The following is a 20362-nucleotide window of genomic DNA, read 5'->3' on the forward strand; positions in this document are numbered from 1 at the left end:
AAAGTACTTATATAAGTGTTTAACGAATTATAATTTTTCATGACGGCCAACTGTTAAAATTCGATGCGCTGCCGCCGCAGCGCCAAAGCCGTTGTCAATGTTTACTACGGTTACCCCCGAGGCACAGGAATTTAGCATGGCTAATAGGGGGGTCAGGCCACCCAAACTAGCTCCATAGCCAACCGAAGTTGGTACAGCGATGATTGGTTGAGCACAAATACCGCCTACAACTGATGGTAGGGCTCCTTCCATACCTGCAATTACAATAAGTAATTGGCAAGTGTTTATGGTTTCTAGAGAGGCAAGCAATCGATGCAGACCAGCAACACCAATATCATTGATTTGAACAACTTGAGCACCAAAAAATTCACAAGCGATAGCAGCTTCGCGAGCAACGGGCATATCGCTAGTGCCAGCACATAAAACTCCGACTTTTCCAATCATATCTGGGGGATGACGTATAATGCTAATAGTATGGGCAACTTCATCATAAACAGCATCTGGTGCTTCAGTTTTTAGCGTAGAATAAGCTTCATATTTGGTTCTGGTACACAATACATTGCTATCAGCTTTTAGCAACGATTGAGCTATAGCAACTATTTGCTTTGGCGTTTTATTTTGGCCGAAAATTATCTCAGGAGTGCCTTGTCGCAGTTCACGGTGATGATCGATTTTAGCTTCAGACAATTGTTCAAATGGAAGGTTGCGCAGCCTTTGTATTGCATCATCGATAGAGAGTTCATTGTTTGCAATCTGCGATAAGATATTACGTAAGCGGTCGTTATGCATTGATAGGCCCTGTTGTCGTTGTTGATTTATGCATTAATTATTTCAAGCAAGCTCCCAGAACGTAAACCAGCTAAATCAAGAGTTACATAAACAAAGCCTAACTTTTTAAACTCACTAACTATGTTTGACACATGTGGTAATATTGTTGTCAGTTGTGCAAGTGGCACTTCAATACGCGCGATAGCATCACGATGGAGACGAACGCGTACTTCGTTAAAACCTAGCTTATGCAAGAATTCTTCGGCATTACCGACAAGTTCTAAGCGATCTTTAGTTATCGACACTCCATAAGCGATACGTGAACTTAAACAAGGTGAGGCGGGACGTTCAGCAACATCAAGCCCTAAATTACGTGCCAAAGCACGCACATCATTTTTAGTGGCACCTAGTTCAACTAATGGAGAAATTATGCCAAGCTTTTGTGCAGCTTTATGTCCTGGACGATGCCCATGCAAATCTTCCGCAGTAGTACCATCGATTACATAAGCATAACCGTGTTCATGTGCGGTTTTTAAAAGTAAAGAGAAAAGCTCATATTTACAGTAATAGCATCGTTCTGTGGTATTGGTGCAATAATCTGCTTGTATTAGTTCATTTGTTTGAACATTTAAATGGGTTAAGCCGAGTTCTTGGCAGAGTTTAATAATTTCGCGTTGATGACTAACCGCAAGACTCGCTGAAACACCAGTTACCGCAAGAGCTTTTGAACCGAGGGAGCGAGCTGCAATTGCTGCTAATACTGAAGAATCGACACCACCAGAAAGTGCTATAACTACAGAAGATAATTCTTTTAAGCGTTTTTCTAATCCTATTTGAAGTTTAATGGTTTTACTATCTCGTACTTCATTTGACGTCATGCAACCCTCAATTAATCTTTTAGTGGCTTATTGTGTATACTACTATCGCTGATCTTCATAGGATTACCTACATCGTCTATAAAATATGAATATTGTTAACTGGAAGATCAACGTAAGTATGGCAATAATTAGAATATATGTATTTGCTCATTATTGAGCACTTGGTTGGAGTATAAATTTTTATGCTGAAAATTTCGGTAGGCATTGATTTAGATAATTTGTATTCAGGAATTACTAGAATAGCCAATAAACAAGTACGCCTTCAATATAATGAAATATTAGATTGTGTTAGCAGTAGTATAATAAGAATTAATAATTTTGATTTTGTTCACTTTGAAAAACAAGCAGAAATAAGTTTGCCTAATGAATTATGGCAATACGCTGAAGGTACTTTAAGCAAGGTATGGATTAGTCTCGAAGATTTACATCGCATACTTAATTCATTGGTGTTAATTCATGATACGAACTTAGATGAGATTGAAACTCAAGAGAAAATTACCAGCCAAAATATCGGTAAACCAAAAACCTTATTAGATGGAATACCTACGCAGCTTTGTGAAACAGCATGGGTAGTATGCTACTCCATTACTCGAGAAATTGAATCATTTCAAAAGCGACTACCAGCTATTCTTAAAATTGATGATAGCTGGGAATTAGTTGGAGCAGTTCAAGAACATTTTGGCCATTTACAAAACGCTATAACTGCGTTGCTAAATGGTCTAGTAAGATGCCTTCCTGGTAGCACTGGACTGACAAAAAATAGTGGTAATAGTGCAAATTTATTAGCGGCACTTGAATTGCGCACTCGCATTTTTGCTTTAAGAGACAATGTATTATGCTTAGAAACTCGGGCAAAACAGCAATCTAATGTAGATATTTTAAATATTCTTCAAGATGTTGGACGATTAATAGATGATTTTGAAAATACTCCAGCTTTTGAATGGATGCGTGCTGGCGATAAGCAAAGCATAATTGAACAGCATCGAGCCATTGAAGAACTAATGACTTTTTGGTCACCAATGCGCTATCAACCATCACTACGGGCAATTTCTTTATTGGCTCGTTTTTTAGAAGCGTTAGAAGTAATCAACTATCGTGAATGTTTAATGAATCACGATCGTACTGCATTGCAAAAAGTGATAGATAATCTTGAAAATTTTTCAAAATCACCTGGTTATGACATTGCAAAAAGTATGGCGGCTTTAGCAGATATACAAGGCTGTGATCGTGAATTGGATCGTTTGCTGGCTTTGGCTCTTGATGTAAATAGTGAACCACCTTGGCATGCTATTATAGCAAGAGCTAAAGAAGTCTTGGCAGGCCTTGGAGGCAAACCCCTTCAAAGCCATGAATCTTAATTTTATATTTCAATTCGATGATTAAATAATTAATCTACAAATTATATATTATTTAACGGTCATTATCATCGTAGTCATAATCATACCCATACTCATCTTTTTCGTCCTCTTCCTTTTCTACCTCCTGCTCATCGTCATCATCGTCATCAGAGAAGTCAAAATCATCGTCATCGTCATCATCATCATCATCATTTAAATCATCATTTAGTTCATCATCGAAATCATCTTCGATGTCGCTAAATTCATCATCATCATCGAATCCGAAAGCATCGTTGTTGCTAATATCGCCAGCTTCATCATCATCTTGATCAAGGTCATCCTCTACCTCGTCATCTATTTCTTCATCAATCTCATCATCTGATATTTCATCATCGTCGAAGTCTTCGTCGAGATCATCAAAGTCATCGCCTTCATCATCATCGAAATCATCTTCAAAATCATCTTCTATATTTTCGTCATGATCAGATTCGTCCTGTTTGTTGTTTGCTGGTTTTTTCTTGACGGTTTTCCTTCGTGTCGCCGCCATTAATTGTGTTTTTGCTACATTTTCTTCGAAATGCGGATTCACGCTTTTGCTCCTTAAGTCCAGTGGAGTTCAAGCTCTCTTTGGACAACGTTCGATGCGATTAACGCCCGGACGTAAACAAATTAGCAAGCGCGAGTCAATTGCTTAAACTACTACTTAAGGATCGTAAAATGTTAAGGTAAGTATAACACCTACAATTTCGAGACTTGATTCAGCTATCTAGATATGATTCCTGCAATAATTTTGCCCACTTTGAAGCGAGGATCAGCGAATGGCTGCAAATGAAAAACAAAATTCTTCTGCAAAAAGTCACAGAATAAAATCTACAATTTCGCGAAAAAAAAAGATCACGATAACTAAAAAACGAAAACAACCACATCCTAAAGATCATGAAAAAGCGTTTTTTGTTCACCCCAAAAGTATTATTGATAAGGGTGCTCAAATCGGTCTACGTACTCGCATTTGGGCTTTTGCTCATGTTCTTAATGGCGCAATTATTGGTAGTGACTGCAATATCTGTGACTGCGTTTTTATAGAAAATGGCGTTATTTTGGGAAATCATGTCACGGTTAAAAATGGGGTGCAGCTATATACCGGTGTAACTACAGAAGATTATGTATTTATTGGTCCCAATGCTACTTTTACCAATGATTTACGGCCTCGTGTTGCTCATCCGGTACCACTTGATCAATATGCAAAGACACACCTTGCTTATGGTACTAGTATCGGTGCTAACGCCACTATTATTGCTGGAAACAATATCGGAAGATATGCGCTAATTGGTGCTGGTACAGTTGTTACTCATGATGTACCAGCATACGCATTGATTGTGGGTAATCCTGGCCGCCAAATTGGCTGGGTATGTGAATGCTCTGCACGTCTTGATAATGACTATAAGTGCCCAAAGTGTTTAAAAAGATATGGTTTCACTAAAAGTCAGACTGGACTTTATGAATTAGCAACCTAAATCATAAACATTAAACTTCGCGTGTTAGACCGACAACTTGCCGTAAATCACAATAGACGGCATAGTGCTTTCAATACTAGCAGTTCTGGCATGTAAATTTTCATGCATTTTTTATGGTGTCGGCTAATAATATCGTAAGTTGATGTGCATTGATAATGCACCGCATAAAATGGTAAGGGGTTATATACACGAAGATTTTTTTAAAATTAACAAAGAGGCAATAATGGCTGAAAGCAAAAAAAAAGCACCCCCAATTGAACACGCACTCACAAAACCAGGTGAGACAGACGGTATAATTGTAATTCCTGAAGAATTACCAGTTCTTACATTACGTAACACGGTGCTTTTTCCTGGTTCTATTGTACCCCTTGGGATCGGTCGACCCAAGACCGTTCGTTTGGTAGAAGAGAGTATTAAAGACAATGGCATTGTTGCAGTAGTAGCACAGCGTGATCCTGAGGTTGATGACCCGGTTCCGGCAGATTTATATTCAATGGGTTGTGCGGCTCGTTTAGTAAAGTTGGTAAAAGCTTCAAAAGACAACTTTTCGGTAGTAGTACAGGGACTTTCGCGAGTGCGAATGTCAGAATATACTCAATCTCTACCATACTTAAAAGCCAGGCTTAGTGCTGTTGAAGATGTAACGACGAACCAGGTTGAGGTCGAAGCATTAACTATGTCGTTAAAAAAGACAGCACGTGAAGTTTTAAGGCTTATTCCTGAATTGCCACCGTCGGCCGCTGAGTTGTTAGAAAGAGTAGATGATGCAGGCGTATTAGCAGATTTAATTGCATCAAACGTTGAAGCATCGGTTGATGAAAAACAATCTGTGCTTGAGACGATTGAACTAGTCTCGCGCATGCGTAGAGTACTTGAACTTTTATCTCGGCAACTCGAAGTATTAAAACTTTCTAATAAAATTAGCTCTCAAGTTAAGGGAGAGATGTCGAAAACTCAGCGTGAATATTATCTGCGCCAACAATTGAAAGCGATTAAAGAAGAGTTAGGAGAAGGTGATGATAGTGATGATGATTTGGCGGAGTTAGAAACTAGAGTTAATGATGCTAAACTTCCTGAAGAAGCTGATAAAGCAGCACGCAAGGAATTGCGACGGTTACGTAATATGTCGCCATCTCAAGCTGAATATACCGTAGCTCGTACATATGTGGAGTGGTTGTGCGATTTGCCATGGAGCAAATGGACTTCTGATCGCATAGAATTAAAAGAAGTACGTGAAGTTTTAGATGCAGATCACTATGGTTTAGAGAAGATTAAAAAACGTATTATTGAATACCTTGCGGTACGAAAACTGAAAAGCGATATGAAGGGCCCGATTTTATGTTTTGTTGGACCTCCAGGTACTGGCAAAACTTCATTAGGGCAATCAATTGCTCGTGCTATGGGGCGAAAGTTTGTGCGTGTTGCTATGGGTGGCGTGCGTGATGAAGCTGAAATACGTGGCCATCGCAGAACTTATGTCGGGGCACTGCCGGGTAGAATTATTCAGAATATGAAAAAAGCGGCAGCGAATAATCCGGTATTTGTTCTCGATGAAGTTGATAAATTAGCACATGATTTTCGTGGTGATCCATCCTCAGCATTACTTGAGGTTCTTGATCCAGAACAAAACCATACTTTTGCAGATCACTACATTGATGTTCCTTTTGATCTGTCAAAGAGTTTTTTTATTGCTACAGCCAATCAACTTGATCCTGTTCCTGCGGCACTCAAAGATCGTCTCGAGATTCTTGAGTTACCTGGGTATACACATGAAGAGAAGTTAGAAATTGCTAAGCGTCATTTATTCCCTAAAGCGCTTGAAGAACATGGCTTATCAAAAGATAAATTAGATATAACCGATGAAGCAGTAAAAGAGATGATAGCTACTTATACACGCGAAGCAGGTGTTCGTAATCTCAAACGTGAATTGGCTTCAGTTTGTCGCGGCGTTGCTGTTATGTTTGCTGAGGGAGAGACTGAAAAACGTATAATTGAGAAAAAAGATCTTGAGCCAATTTTAGGGCCAGAGAAGTTTTTCAATGAAGTAGCCGAGCGCACTGAAATTTCTGGTGTTGCTACTGGCCTTGCGTGGACAGCTGTTGGTGGCGATATACTTTTTATCGAAGCAACAAAAATGGCTGGCAAAGGTGGACTGACACTTACTGGCCAACTTGGTGATGTTATGAAAGAGTCAGCGCAAGCTGCGCTTTCATATGCAAGATCGCAAGCAGGAACGCTTGGGATCAGTGATGAGCTATTTCACAAGTTTGATCTACATGTTCACGTTCCTGCTGGTGCTATACCAAAAGATGGTCCTAGTGCCGGTGTTACTATGCTTACAGCGCTAGTTTCACTGCTTACAGGTATTAAAGTGCGTGCAGATGTTGCCATGACTGGTGAAATCACATTACGTGGCAATGTATTGCCAGTCGGAGGTATTAAAGAAAAAGTCCTTGCAGCAAAAAGAGCAGGGGTTAAACGAATAATTTTGCCAGCACGTAATAAAAAAGATCTAACTGAAATCCCCCCAGCTAATCTTGAAGGTATTGAATTTGAATATGCGCACCGTATCGATGAAGTGCTTAAAGCCGCTTTAATAAGTCAGCCTATTCCATTAACAACAGTTACATCAACAGAAGCACCTTCAACTGAGCCTGTGCTACCCAATTAATACCGTAATATTATCAATAAGTTGGTTCATTTAAGGGTAAGTCGCAGACAGGATTTCTGCGAGCACATGGCCGTAAGTAGCGGATTTCGTGAAGATCGACGGGAGACATTTAGGGGCACTCCCTACATACGCCGAACTCATTGTAATTACAGATGATCATGAATGCTTTTATAAATGCAATAAGTCAGGGAGTCTGACAAATTAATTCTTGTCGACTTGCACGACAACTGGCAGTATGCCTGCGGTTATTAGACCAAAAAGAGGCTGTAGGATTATCGGGATGCTTATTTTGTAGAGGTGGCTGTTCTTCCCATGAAATTCGCAACTTCGTAACTTTGTAACAAGGAGAGAGACGTAATGAAGAGTAAAGCCCTCAAGTTCCTGATGGCTATATTGTGCGTAGGTATATTTGCAGGTACTGCTAGTGCTGCAGAGAAAGTTAAGTTAACTGTCTGGGGACGTGATCTCTTAGACGGTCAACCTGACCACGCTTACGTAACCGCCTTAATTAAAAACTTTCAAGCAGCGAATCCAAATATTGAGCTTGAATACATTCCACTAGGTGACCCAGGTCTCGCAGATAAAACCAAGATTGCAATGGCCAATAACACTGCACCAGATATTGTTCAAAGCTGGGGTGGTTCAGTTATGGGCGGTTATGCTGATGCTGGTCGTCTCCTCGACCTTACCAATGAACTGAAGAAGGTGCCAGGCAGTGCTGCGGCACGCGGTGCTATGACCTGGAAGGGTAAAATCTATGGCGTCGCACCTTTCTTTGCAATCGCGGGTATTTTTGCAAATGAAAAACTGTTTAAAGAAAACGGTCTTAAAATGCCAAAAAGTGTTGCTGACATTGAGAAGGCCGCTGATAAACTAATGAAAAAAGGCATTCAACCTTTTGCCTGCGGTGCAAAAGATAAATGGCCGCCGCTTGCTTTATATATGTACTTAGTTAATCGTTATGGTGGCGATGCTTTCGGGCTGGCGCAGTCACGTAAGGCGCGTTTTGATTCTGACGCTTTTGTTAAAGCTGCTCAGAAGTACCAAGATTGGGTTAAAAAGGGCTATTTCGGCAATAAACCTCTTGGTGAAGGTTACGGCGATGCTCAACAGCAAATGGCCACAGGCAAAGCAGCTATGCACGTGACTGGTTCATGGATGTGCGCTCAATATTCCAATCCTAAATTCACTGATCAACCTCTCGGTTTTTATGCCTTCCCTGCTCTTAAAGGCGGCAAAGGTAAAGTAACTGATATCATGGGTATGACTGACATCGGCTTCATTGCCAGTAAGAAATCCGAAGCGAAAAAAGCAGCGGTGGTAAAATTTATGAAATTCGCTATGAGTGTTGACGCAGGTTCAAAGGAGCCTGGTCGTATTAGCTCAGTGCCAGGTGTTAAAGCCCCAAGTAAGATGACTGGTATGGCTTCAGCAGTTTTCGCTAAGGCAAAGAGTGTTCAGTTCTGGTGGGATCAAGATCTTCCACCAACTGTTACTTCTCCTTTAAATGACACAATTCAATTTTTCTTCTTGGCGGACACCGACGTTAAGTCAGCGTTAACCAAGTTTGAAGAGCTTGTTGAAGAAAACGTTGGTCCAGTTGAGAAGTAACTAAGCCAAAAAAGTAGCTGGGCGAAAGCGCAGCAACAGGGCACTCTTTTAGCGTTTCGATTGCGATGGCTCCTCTTAAATAACCTACATTTAAAGAAGAGCCATCGTTTTTTTAAACGACGGGAGGAAGGTCTGTGAAGCTGAGATTATCTATTAAAGCACAACGGACAGCTTTCATTATTCTTTTTTTGCTGCCAGCTTTCGCTTTTTTAGGGATGTTCCTTTACTATCCTATCGAAGAGACATTTCGAATTTCGTTAATGCGTTCAACTGGTTTAGGTAATGACCAGTTTATTGGCTTAAAAAATTATATTCGTCTATTTAGCAATGAAGAATTTCGCGCAGGTTTATGGCATGTGCTCGTGTGGGCTTTTTGGAGTATTGTTATTCAGATCCCACTAGCTTTTATTGTCGCTTTTTCTTTAACTTTTTATAAGAACAAACTCACAGGGCCTTTGCGAGCTATTTACTATTTAGCAAATGTATTACCTTCTGCCATTGTTGCAATGCTCGGCCAATTCGTATTTGCTCCCAACTACGGTATAATCAATAGAATTGCAGAGGTGCTCCATATACCTTGGATTATGGAGATTGATTTTTTTGGAAATCCATCAATTGCTTTTTGGACAGTTTTCACTGTTGCTACGTGGACATATACTGGATTCCCTATCGTATTTTTAATGGCTCGCATTGAGCAAATTCCTAGAGAAATCCGTGATGCTGCAGAACTTGATGGGGTCACAGGATGGACCTATGCTCGTTATATTGTTATCCCATCATTGTCGTATCCACTGCGTATTTTAGCGGTGTTATGTACAGTTGGTAGTTTAAAACTTTTCGATTTACCTTATCTACTTACTAGGGGCGGTCCTGGCCACGCTACAGTAACGCTAGGTATTACCCTTTATCGTGATGGTTTTATTAATTGGCAATATGGTAAGGCTGCAGCAATTGGTGTAGTTATTTTCATTCTTTCGCTTGGTTTTACAATCCTGCAGTTCTCTTGGGGTAAATCACGAAAAGAGGAATCCTAATGGAGCAGAAAGAAAATAGTGCGCAAACTCAAAGCGCAGAAAAACAATTAAGCCCTAAGGCACCTAAAGTTCGTGGTGAACCATTCTTTCGCTATGGTATCGCCGAATTTTTAGCGACTGCAATGTTGATTGGTTTAGCTCTTGCGGTTTTGCTTCCTTTAGGCTTGCCATGGTTGTTTGTTTTTAAGACTCAGCTTGAATATGCCTACAACCCTTGGAGTCTCCCTAAAGAGTTACTGTGGGAAAATTTCAGTATGGCCTGGGAGACAATTCAAATAGGGCAAGGCTTTATAAATACGTTAATAGTATGTGCTGGGGCGATTGCTTGCACAATTCCACCAGCAGCAATGGCAGGGTATATTTTTGCACGCTTTCAAAGCAAATACACTGAAATAGCCTTTTACGCGATAATGGCTGGTTACTTTGTTCCGGTACAGATGGTTTTAGTACCGTTATATAAAATGAATATAAGTCTTGGGATGACCGATACTCTCTATGGCTTGTTTTTGCCTATGGCAGCATTTGGTATACCGTTTTGGACACTTATTTATCGTTCATTTTTCAGGAGTTTGCCAAAAGACCTGGTCGATGCTGCTCATATTGACGGTGCTGGTGAGACCAGAACATTTTTTTCAGTAATGCTACCACTTGCTGCTCCTGCAACTATTTTGGCAACTATTTTGGTTTTCATTGGTGCCTGGAGCGATTACATACTTAGTCTTATTCTACTAAATGATCAGAATAAATTTACTATTCAACTTCGTGTTGCCCAGTTTATGAATGCTTATGGTACTGATCGTATGCCTCGTTATGCCGCCGCATTAATTATTTCTGCGGCTCCAACATTGCTGCTTTATGTTTTAGGATATCGCTGGATTATTCGGGGTACACTCGCTGGAGCTATTAAAGAATAAATTAAAATTACCGTCGTTGTTCTTTGTCATTTTGAGATGGATTATTAGGTTGTTGGTCAGTGATTTTCACATCAGATTGATGTGAAGTTTCGGTTTTTTTCACCGATAAATTAGTAGTATTTGAAATTGAGCGAACTTCGTTACTCTCTCGTTGAATACGAATTTTTTGTACTCGCGGACCTGAAACGTCTATTATATCAAATATATATCCTTGTTGAACAACGCGATCACCAGCTCGAGGTAATCGCCCTATACGCTCCATAAGATATCCAGCTAAAGTATGTGAACTTTCAGATGCTAAACCAATATGTAAGTTTTCTTCTACTTCTTCTAAAGTAGCGACTCCTTCGACTTCAAACGCTCCTCCAGGCAAAGATACAACTTCCATAGTATCATTGTTGTTAAATTCGCCCATGACAGCAATTACTACATCTGCTGCGGTGACAATTCCTGAAGCACTACCATACTCATCAACGACAATTGCCATTTTTACATTATGGGCGCGCAATTCAGACAAAACTCGCTCTGCCGACATCATTTCAGGCAAGTAGACAGGAGAAGTGGCAATCATACGCAAATCGACTTCGCTATTGCTTTGGCAGCTAAAAAGGGCACGTCGGATATCAATAATACCAATGACATCATCAAGCTCACGTTCGCATAGTGGAAATCGAGTGTGTCCCGCTTCCATGGCGCGAGTTAAATTGCTTTGCCAGTTTAAATTAGCATCTAAGATATTAACTTCGCTGCGAGGTATCATTAAATGACGAGCAGTTTTGGTGGGAAGGCTTAGAGCTTTGCTAAGCAAAGCAGCACGTGAGGGTTCAAGCAAACCAGCAGAACGAGCCTGTGATAATATGATGCGAATTTCTTCTTCAGAATGACCATCATTGAGGTTTTTTGTCGGTGCCAAACGACATAAGTGCAACACAATAGTAGCAAGTTTGTTGAGACTAAAAATAAACGGATAGAACAGTACATAAAAAAGACGCATAGGGTAGGCGACTGAGAGAGCGACTGATTCAGAGCGTAAAATTGCTAAACTTTTTGGAGTTAATTCGCCTAAAACAATATGTAAGACAGTAATTAAGCCGAATGCTGATGCTAGTGCTATGCGGTGGACCCATACCTGGTCAACAATACCAAACCATGCTAACACGGGCTCAATAATGCGTGCGAATGCTGGTTCGCCAATCCAGCCTAAACCTAAGCTGGCAAGTGTAATACCTAGCTGCGTTGCTGAAAGGTAAGCATCAAGATTTGCGATAATTCGCCTAGCTGTTGTTGATCCAGGGCGGCCTTGTCGATTTAACTCTTCAATACGGGTAGGGCGAACTTTAACAATAGCGAACTCAGTGGCCACAAAAAACGCGTTTAGGCCAACTAAAGCGAACGCCGCTAGCAAAGACAACATTTCCATTATTAATGATAAATTGACGCGTAAAGGTGGTAGGGGTCAAGTATAATTATTAAAAGAATCATCTTTGGCGATAAAAACCGCAAACCCTCTTGGTTTATTAAAATATAGCACGACGTTACCATGTAATGAGCTAGTAAAACGTAATTTTTCAAAAGGTGTACCAAGATTTGACTACTGCGTTGAGTTGCTGCGGGGGTCGCTGACACTGTTTGCTAATGCACTGTTTGCAACTACAGGAGTTAATAATAAACCTATACTAGTAATTGCTTTCCAGAATAGAGAAATAGCACTAATTTGCAGTATCAACAGTATAATCGTTTAAAACATCAAAAAAATATTTCTAACCTTAAATTTATTAAGCGTTATCAAGTTCTAAATAGTTATATGAATTATGGCGATTTATATTTTTATAAAAAGATGTAATTATAAAAATTAGCTATTTTTCTTTAATTCGGAATAGGCTCTTCATTGCTAAAGACATAAAAACTACTGGGATCATTTTGATTATTAAATGAAGTAATTATCCACGCTGATGAGCGCGCAGTATTTGAAATACGCCATTCGTCTAATGTACCAGCAAAACCACGACTTGCGCCTGGATTATTACCAATTAGTAAATCGTAACTTGCATCATCTTTAATACCGCCCGCACCCGTAGAATCAATTGCACCACGTTGAACACCATTTATCCAAATTTCAGCGCTATCATTTGGAACATCAAAAACAGCTACCACATGATTCCATTGACTGAGCGGTACGGATGCCGATGGGCTAATAACTCCTAGTTCTGAAGTATCACGATAGCGTCGAGCGTACAGGTATTCGTTGTCGCTGTCTCTAAATATACTAAATTGGTTTTGACCATAATCATAAGTGCCTGATGGAGTTTTATTAATGAATCTTTGTTTTACACCTGTTCCTAAACCATCTGTAATCATCCACCCCGAAAAAGTATAGATGCTTAAATTATCGAGGCTAGGGTTGCTACCAACATTTATCAAATCATTAGTGCCATCAAAAGCTACACCATAGCCAACTTTAGCATTATCGACTCGTTTTTCTGAAATTGCATTTTCCATTGTACCATTGTTGTGATTTGCAGTTGAGTCTAAAATAGAAGCAGTACCAGTATTGGTATTGTTTGCCAAATGCCAGACGCCCATATAGTTAATATCCCAAACACCTGTTGGATTTTGTTGTGATGATGCATTGCTATTGCCATAGTACATAGAAATTATGGTATTGCCACTTCCACTTAGGGTTGGTATTTTTACCCATGCAATTAATTGACCACTACTTTTATCCCATCTTTCGATTTCCCAGTTAAGCGTCGTTTTGCCGTCGACTGTTGTAAATACAATATCATTACCACGACTAGTGGCTTTATTTGCTAAATCTATATCTGTTGTTGCAATAAGCACAGGGAAATTAGAAAGGTTAGTATTTTGCGCTGCGCGATTTAAGGTAATATTTTTAAGATATTGCCAATTTGTATCATACCAAGTCGCGAGATCGCATATACCATTGTCGTTGCTATCTTGCCCGTCATTGTATGGGTCAGGAGGATTACGCACTTTTGAGCAGTCATCGCAGGTATCTTTATCTACATCTCGACAACGGGTTGGGTCATTTGGATATGGGTCATCTATATCATCAACACCATCATTGTCTGTATCAGTTGGAGTAACTACACCTCCACCGCAATCTTGTCCATCGCTACCATCTTTAAAAGGGTCCCATTTACCAGAGTTACAATCATCACATGTATCACTATCAAGATTTGTGCATCTGCGAGAGTCATTATCATTACTATCGGTGGTCGCAATCACACAGCTACTATTGCCACATGTGCCATCACCCACACCATCACCATCATTATCTATACATGTGGGAACACTACAGTCTATTTTGGTAATATGAGTAATAGATGAACAATCAAGATTTACTTCTGGATTAGAATCATCACAATCAGCGCCTAAACATTGTAATCCTTGACCATAATGATCATCATCATGATCTATACAGCTGACACATACAGAGTTATCTAAATCGCAAACATAGCCAGCAAGACAATCGGTATCAGCAGTACAAGACCAACCATTATATTGTCGCTTGATTTCAACACAGCTGTTAACAAATATTAACGCTATTATCCAAAACCAAGCAAACACAAACTTCATAATTCTCATCGTCCTGCAGATGACGTAACTAAGCAATTTAGCTGGCTTAGGTTATACGCCGCCTACAACGTAATACTTCATCCCCCTTATATTATATTAACAGTAAATGTGGTGATTTACAGGTAAAAAGATTCATTAACAAATCATTATAACCAATTGATTAAATTTGTTTTTTTAAAAGCTATAAAAAAAAGGATCCTGGAGCTGTATTGGTCTTATGGGTGCAACGTTTGTGTGTTGTTATCTTACTTTTGTTTGCATTAGCAGTGTTGGTAAGTGTTGATACTACATTTTTAATTTTGCTATCATTTACTTTTTTCTTTTTATTGATACTCCCCAAATACTCCAATACTCGTTGTCAAAAGCGTACAGTATTATTTTGCTCTAGAAAGATGGCTAAATTTAGGCTAGTGCAAAAGGCGCCATGCTTGTTCACCTTAAAATTCGTGATTTAGCAATCATTGATACTATTGAAATTGATTTTCCGCCCGGTTTTACTGTTATCACTGGTGAGACTGGGGCTGGTAAATCAATAATTATTGATGCCCTAATTGTCGTTTTAGGTGGTCGTGTATCTAGTGATCTTATACGGTCTGGTGCAAAGGAAGCTGAAGTCGAAGCAATCTTCGATATTAGTAAGCAGCCGCTTATACGTGCTCGTTTAGAGCAACGAGATCTTATTGGTGATGATCCCGACTCGCTATTAATTAGAAGAGTCGTTAGTAGTAAAGGTAAATCAAAAGTATTGATTAACAGCTATTTATCTACAGTCGCTACACTTAGTGAAATAGTACGCGGCTTAGTTGATATGAGCGGTCAGCATGAACAATTAAGTTTGTTAGACACTGAAAGGCATCTTGAAATTCTCGATGCGTTTGGGGAGCTTGACGAGATTAAAGCAAACTATAGCAAAGCATATAACTATTTGCTTAATATTAATAAAGAATTAGATAATCTTACTAAAAGCAGTGAAGAAAATCTAAAGCGTGCGGATTTTTTACGTTTTCAAATTGAGGAAATCGAACGCTTAAATCCTAAACCTGGTGAAGATAGTGAAATAGATGTCGAACGTCGACGTTTATCAAATGCAGAAAAATTGCATAATGGTGCTATGGCGGCGGAGAGTCTCCTATATGGTGAGGATGGTTCTGCTTTTGATAAATTAGGCAAAGCTACTGCTGAAGTAGAATCATTAGCCCGTATTGATGACGAGCTTACTTCTATGCTTGAGCCGCTATTTGCCGCTAAACGTAATATTGAAGAAGTGACTAGATTATTACAGCGTTATGGTGATCGCATTGAAGCTGATCCAACAAGATTAGAATGGCTTGAAGATCGTGCTAATTCTTTAACGCACCTTATGCGCAAACATGGTGGCTCTTTAGAAGAAGTTTTAAATCGTCGCGATGCGATGGAAAATGAGCTTACTAATCTTGATAATGCCGAAGATAGAATTTCTACATTAGAAGCCGAAGAGCTGCTTGCCAAGCAGCAGCTTGAAATAATAGCTCAGCAATTAACAAAGGCTCGAATTGAGGTAGGCATAAGATTTAGCAAAGCTGTATTAGCTGAAGTTGCTGATATGGAACTTAATGACGCAGCTTTTGAAGTTAAAATTACCTCGTTGTCATTAAAAGATGAATCGGTAAATAATAGTAAATTTGGTCAGAATGGCGTGGATGCAGTTGAGTTTTTATGGAGCGCAAATAAAGGTGAGCCAACTAGACCATTAGTTAAAATAATTAGTGGTGGTGAACTATCGCGCCTAATGTTGGCAGTTAAAAGAGTTTTAGCAGCTCGTGATTTAGTATCTTTATACGTTTTTGATGAAGTAGACACGGGGCTTGGCGGTCGTGCTGCAGATGCTATTGGTCGTAAACTACAAGTTGTAGCTTTCAATCATCAAGCTATAGCAATCACTCACCTGGCACCTATAGCATGTCGAGCTGATTATCATTTGTTTGCAAGTAAAGAAGTACATGAAAGCCGTACGGTTAGTAAGATTGTATCGGTATCAGAAAAAGAACGAGCTACAGAAATTGCTCGTATGATTGATGGCGCTCGTATCACTCAAGCCACTATTGATGCAGCTAAAGCGATGCTTATTCGAGCCAAAACAAACCAGCAGCATAATAAATTTAACTCTCCTTCTCAAATAATTTAAGAAAATTTAAGTTTTCTTAACACTTTACTTGACCAAAGCTTCGTGGCTGGTAATCATACAACCTAATACTTCTTCGTTTTTACTATTTCGTATAGTAAAACGTAATTTAGCGTGAGGTTATTGCTTGCTTATTAACTCCGCTGCACAGACTGATGTTGGGCGTGTTAGAGAAAAAAATGAAGATTCTCATTTTATCTCGAACGAGCTTGGTTTGTATGTAGTCGCCGATGGAATGGGTGGGCACCTTGGCGGCCAAATGGCCTCTGGTTTAGCTGCACAAGCTGTTGCCGATAATATAAAGGTTGTTTTTGAACAACTGTGCAGTGGTTCTGGCATTGAACCAATTGAAAGTTCTCCAGTACCAAAGCTATTAGCAGATGCTGTGCGTGGTGCCTGCGCTACAGTTTTTGATGCAGCGCAAGGTAACCCAGAATTACAAGGAATGGGCACTACGGTCACCACACTATTTATAAATAGCAATCGTGCATTCATTGCCCATGTTGGTGATTCGCGTTGTTATTTGCAACGTGCTGATCGAATTATTCAAATTACCGATGACCATTCTTTAGTAAATGAACAAATCAAAGCGGGTTTAATAACAAGAGAGCAGGGTAGGCAAAGTCGTCTGAAGAATATAATTACACGATCAGTTGGTTTTGAAAGAGATGTAGCTGTTGACACTTTTGCTTTGCCTATACAAGTTAACGATAATCTTCTGCTTTGTTCAGATGGATTAACCAATTTTGTTGATGACACCGAAATTGGCTTAGCCTTAGCAACTCTTGCGATTACTGAAGTACCCTCCAGAATGATTGATCTCGCCAATGAACGTGGCGGAGATGATAATATTACAATTATTTGTGTTTCTTTAGCAGAAGAAGAATAGATATTTTCGTGCGTTAGGTCTTTTTTATGATTAATATATAAATAAATGTATTGTTTTTGTGGTGCAGTTTATTATTGACCAGGTCTTTAGGCCTTTGTTACAGGGACTTTGTGGCGAATAACAAAACCTTCACGGTTATAATTGTTCCCGAACGTTCTTCTAAAGTTCGGCGCATACAAATTCCACGAGCTCGCCTATTTCAGTTGGCTTTGGGGGCGGCTGTCGTGATTGGCATAGCCATGTTTATGGTTGTGCACTACGTGTTTATTATTGATCAAGCTTCACGCAATGGCGTTCTTAAAGACGAAAATGTCGTGCTCAAGGCACGTTTGCGGGTAATGCAAGAAGAAGTCGCCCGAATTGATTCTAACTTGATGAGAATAGGGCAATTATCAGCTAAAATTAGAGCCATTACTGAATTAAATGACCCTGATCGTAATTTAGCCATTGGCCCTGTTTCCACCCCAAAGAAGACCCCAAAAGTTCTTTATGCTCCTGGTGAACGAATCGACGATGAAGATGAAGTTCTTGATTCGAAATTGGCAATGCGTCTAATCGATTCGAAAATAGAAACATTAAGTAGTGAGGTATTACGTCAAGAAAGCAGTATTCGCGATCTTCAAGAGCATTTTGCTGAAGATCAAATGTTGCTTGCCTCAACCCCATCTATTCGTCCGGTAAAATCTCGTTTGCTTACTAGTTCATTTGGCACACGTATAGATCCTTATACCAATCGGCGAGTAATGCATAAAGGTGTTGATTTTGCCGCGGAGCACGGAGCTGCAGTTTTTGCACCAGCTGATGGGATAGTTGTTGCAGTTGGTTATCGTGGTGAATATGGCAAGACGGTAGTTATAGACCATGGTTATGGTATTCAAACACATTATGCTCATTTATCGGATTATAAAGTTAAGATTGGTGATAAAGTACAGCGTGGCCATCTTATTGCCGCAGTTGGTAAAACGGGTCGTACTACAGGTGTACATTTGCATTATGAGGTACGTCTCCATGGCATCCCTCAAGACCCCGAGAAATTTATTCTTGATTAGGGACACCCCCTAAGTATTGTTTATACAAGTAAACCTGCCAGAAAATTGCTCATCTGCAGATCAATTCATAATATTGTCACATGACTAATAAAGGGCGCGTAATTCTCGCCTCGGTATCACCTCGTCGGCGTATGTTATTAGAAGCAGCGTGCCTTGAAGTTGAAGTACGTCCATCTGGGGCAGATGAAAGTTGGCCTGGAGGTGAACTTGCAGAAGGTGCAATAGCCTTAGCGTTACGTAAGTTATCCGCAATAAAAGCAAGCAATGAAATAATAATAGCGGCTGATACTATTGTAGCTTTAGACCAAAATCGTTTTGAAAAACCTACTGATAACGAAGATGCAATTCGTATGTTGACTGTATTAGCCGGTAAAACCCATGAAGTTTATACCGGTTACTGTGTTAGTAAAAACCATCAAATTATCAAAGGGGTTGAACGCACATTAGTTAGTTTTCGTAATTTAAGTGCTGCTGAAATTAAACAGTATGTACGAACTGGAGAATCTTTAGATAAAGCTGGCTCATACGGGATACAGGGTGTTGGCGGCAGTTTAATTCATCGTATTGAAGGTTCATACACAAATGTTATGGGCTTGCCGCTTAAAGAAGTTCTTAGCGCTATTGAGGATGTATCGTGAATATTTTTGAGAACTTGACACAAGTGCGAGATAAAATTGCTAAAAGTGCAAGTTTATGCAACCGTAATCCAGATACAATTAAGCTGATTGTCGTTTCAAAAACTCAGCCCCTTGTTAAGGTGTTTGCCGCCTACGAAGCTGGTGTTAGAGATTTTGGCGAAAATACTGCACAAGGTTTACAAGAAAAGGCGCAGGCTTTTGCTGAGCGTGGGTTATCAGCACGTTGGCACTTTATCGGTCGTTTGCAGACCAATAAGATTAATATAGTATTGCGATATGCCCATATGATTCATTCTGTTGATAGCATTGAATTGGCGCAAGCAATAGCAAAACGAGTTACATCGCAAACGGCGAAAATTTTAATACAAGTCAATATAGGTAAAGAAGCACAAAAAGGTGGGGTTGAACCTGAGCAAGCAGTGCAATTAGCTTTAAATGTTTCTCGCATCAATGGATTAGAGTTGGTTGGACTAATGGGTATCCCCCCATATAATGTGGACCCTAATCCCTATTTTGCTCACATGTCAGATTTAAAAAAAGCACTCATTTCCACCCCCGATGGTATTAAGGCTATTGAACTATCAATGGGTATGACCAGTGATTTTACTGCGGCAATTCAACATGGCGCCACTATGGTTCGTGTTGGTACCGCTATTTTTGGTGAACGTACGTAAACCTGGAGTCTCCACATGAAATTAACTCCGTTAGATATTCAACAGCAACAATTTCGTAAGGTATTTAGGGGTTGTGACCACCGCGAGGTACAGAGTTTTCTTGATGTGGTTTCACAACAAATGGGAGAACTTGTTCGTGAGAATATTGAGCTAAAAAGCGAAGCACGTCGTTTTTTACACGAGCTTGAGGAACATCGTGACCGTGAGGCAACTTTGCGCGAAGCGATGATGACCGCCCAAAAAGCCATTGAAGATATTCGAGAACAAGCCCGCAAAGAAGCTGAAGTAATTATTGGTGAAGCAGAAGGGCGCGCTGAAAAAATAGTGCATAGTGCGCATGCAAGAGTAACCAAGGTTATAGAAGAAATTAATGAACTGAAACGTCAACGAGTCCGAGCCATTGAAGAATTACGTGGTGTGCTGCAAACGCATGTACGCTTACTTGAACTTCATGATCATGAAAGCCATCAAGAGACTCAACAAGCTACCGTAACAGTTTTAGATAGGGTTCGGGCTCCTACACCTCCTTCGCTTGAATCTTTGGCACAAGCTGACCTAATCGGATGAGATAGTAATAGTGATCACTCGCTATCCTGAATGGTTATCGCCTAAGGCTGATGGTAT

At 39.9% G+C, this 20362-nt stretch carries 17 protein-coding genes; 12 read left to right on the forward strand and 5 right to left on the reverse strand.

Annotated features, from left to right (window positions below; all coding sequences use genetic code 11):
* Positions 1–27: 27 nt before the first annotated feature.
* Positions 28–789, reverse strand: a complete 762-nt coding sequence (gene larB / locus JW841_01310) for a nickel pincer cofactor biosynthesis protein LarB (GenBank protein ID MBN1959557.1) — start codon at positions 787–789, stop codon at positions 28–30.
* Between the two features lie 26 nt (positions 790–815).
* Entirely contained in the window at positions 816–1646 is an 831-nt protein-coding gene (gene larE / locus JW841_01315; GenBank protein ID MBN1959558.1) for an ATP-dependent sacrificial sulfur transferase LarE, read from the reverse strand.
* Positions 1647–1828: 182 nt separating this feature from the next.
* Here larE and JW841_01320 point away from each other — a divergent pair, with 182 nt between their 5' ends.
* Positions 1829–3004: a hypothetical protein gene (locus JW841_01320; protein ID MBN1959559.1), complete on the forward strand. Its 1176-nt coding sequence runs from the start codon at positions 1829–1831 to the stop codon at positions 3002–3004.
* 52 nt (positions 3005–3056) lie between these two features.
* Here the strand turns inward: JW841_01320 and JW841_01325 are convergent, their stop codons facing one another.
* Positions 3057–3572 carry a hypothetical protein gene (locus JW841_01325; GenBank protein ID MBN1959560.1) on the reverse strand — a complete coding sequence of 172 codons (516 nt, stop codon included), beginning with the start codon at positions 3570–3572 and terminating at the stop codon, positions 3057–3059.
* Positions 3573–3801: 229 nt separating this feature from the next.
* On the opposite strand from JW841_01325, the gene JW841_01330 reads away from it, so the two are divergent.
* The 5 genes from JW841_01330 to JW841_01350 all read left to right on the forward strand — a co-directional run bounded on the left by JW841_01330 (position 3802) and on the right by JW841_01350 (position 10727).
* The gene (locus JW841_01330; protein MBN1959561.1) at positions 3802–4497 is read left to right on the forward strand and encodes an N-acetyltransferase; all 696 of its coding nucleotides are present in this window, start codon (positions 3802–3804) and stop codon (positions 4495–4497) included.
* Positions 4498–4720: 223 nt separating this feature from the next.
* Complete coding sequence (gene lon / locus JW841_01335; protein MBN1959562.1) at positions 4721–7168, forward strand: endopeptidase La; 2448 nt, start codon at positions 4721–4723, stop codon at positions 7166–7168.
* 357 nt (positions 7169–7525) lie between these two features.
* On the forward strand, positions 7526–8779 hold the full coding sequence (locus JW841_01340; GenBank protein MBN1959563.1) for an extracellular solute-binding protein: 1254 nt from the start codon (positions 7526–7528) through the stop codon (positions 8777–8779).
* 134 nt (positions 8780–8913) lie between these two features.
* Positions 8914–9813, forward strand: a complete 900-nt coding sequence (locus JW841_01345) for a sugar ABC transporter permease (protein ID MBN1959564.1) — start codon at positions 8914–8916, stop codon at positions 9811–9813.
* On the forward strand, positions 9813–10727 hold the full coding sequence (locus tag JW841_01350; protein MBN1959565.1) for a carbohydrate ABC transporter permease: 915 nt from the start codon (positions 9813–9815) through the stop codon (positions 10725–10727). Before JW841_01345 ends, JW841_01350 begins: the two co-directional genes overlap by 1 nt.
* Positions 10728–10734: 7 nt before the next feature.
* On the opposite strand, the gene JW841_01355 is transcribed toward JW841_01350, so the two are convergent.
* Both JW841_01355 and JW841_01360 read right to left on the reverse strand, forming a co-directional pair.
* Entirely contained in the window at positions 10735–12090 is a 1356-nt protein-coding gene (locus JW841_01355) for an HlyC/CorC family transporter (GenBank protein MBN1959566.1), read from the reverse strand.
* A 503-nt stretch (positions 12091–12593) separates the two neighbouring features.
* Complete coding sequence (locus JW841_01360) at positions 12594–14327, reverse strand: DUF2341 domain-containing protein (GenBank protein ID MBN1959567.1); 1734 nt, start codon at positions 14325–14327, stop codon at positions 12594–12596.
* Between the two features lie 424 nt (positions 14328–14751).
* Here JW841_01360 and recN point away from each other — a divergent pair, with 424 nt between their 5' ends.
* The 6 genes from recN to JW841_01390 all read left to right on the forward strand — a co-directional run bounded on the left by recN (position 14752) and on the right by JW841_01390 (position 20305).
* Positions 14752–16491: a DNA repair protein RecN gene (recN, locus tag JW841_01365; GenBank protein MBN1959568.1), complete on the forward strand. Its 1740-nt coding sequence runs from the start codon at positions 14752–14754 to the stop codon at positions 16489–16491.
* 124 nt (positions 16492–16615) lie between these two features.
* Entirely contained in the window at positions 16616–17377 is a 762-nt protein-coding gene (locus tag JW841_01370; GenBank protein MBN1959569.1) for a Stp1/IreP family PP2C-type Ser/Thr phosphatase, read from the forward strand.
* 110 nt (positions 17378–17487) lie between these two features.
* Entirely contained in the window at positions 17488–18426 is a 939-nt protein-coding gene (locus JW841_01375; GenBank protein MBN1959570.1) for a peptidoglycan DD-metalloendopeptidase family protein, read from the forward strand.
* 80 nt (positions 18427–18506) lie between these two features.
* Positions 18507–19064: a septum formation protein Maf gene (maf, locus tag JW841_01380; protein ID MBN1959571.1), complete on the forward strand. Its 558-nt coding sequence runs from the start codon at positions 18507–18509 to the stop codon at positions 19062–19064.
* A complete protein-coding gene (locus tag JW841_01385; protein ID MBN1959572.1) occupies positions 19061–19738 on the forward strand; it encodes a YggS family pyridoxal phosphate-dependent enzyme in 678 nt (225 codons plus the stop codon). The genes maf and JW841_01385 overlap by 4 nt, the downstream gene beginning before the upstream one ends.
* Positions 19739–19753: 15 nt before the next feature.
* A complete protein-coding gene (locus tag JW841_01390) occupies positions 19754–20305 on the forward strand; it encodes a DivIVA domain-containing protein (GenBank protein MBN1959573.1) in 552 nt (183 codons plus the stop codon).
* The last annotated feature ends 57 nt before the right edge of the window (positions 20306–20362 follow it).

The sequence above is a fragment of the Deltaproteobacteria bacterium genome (assembly GCA_016931625.1).
GTDB lineage: Bacteria > Myxococcota > XYA12-FULL-58-9 > XYA12-FULL-58-9 > JAFGEK01 > JAFGEK01.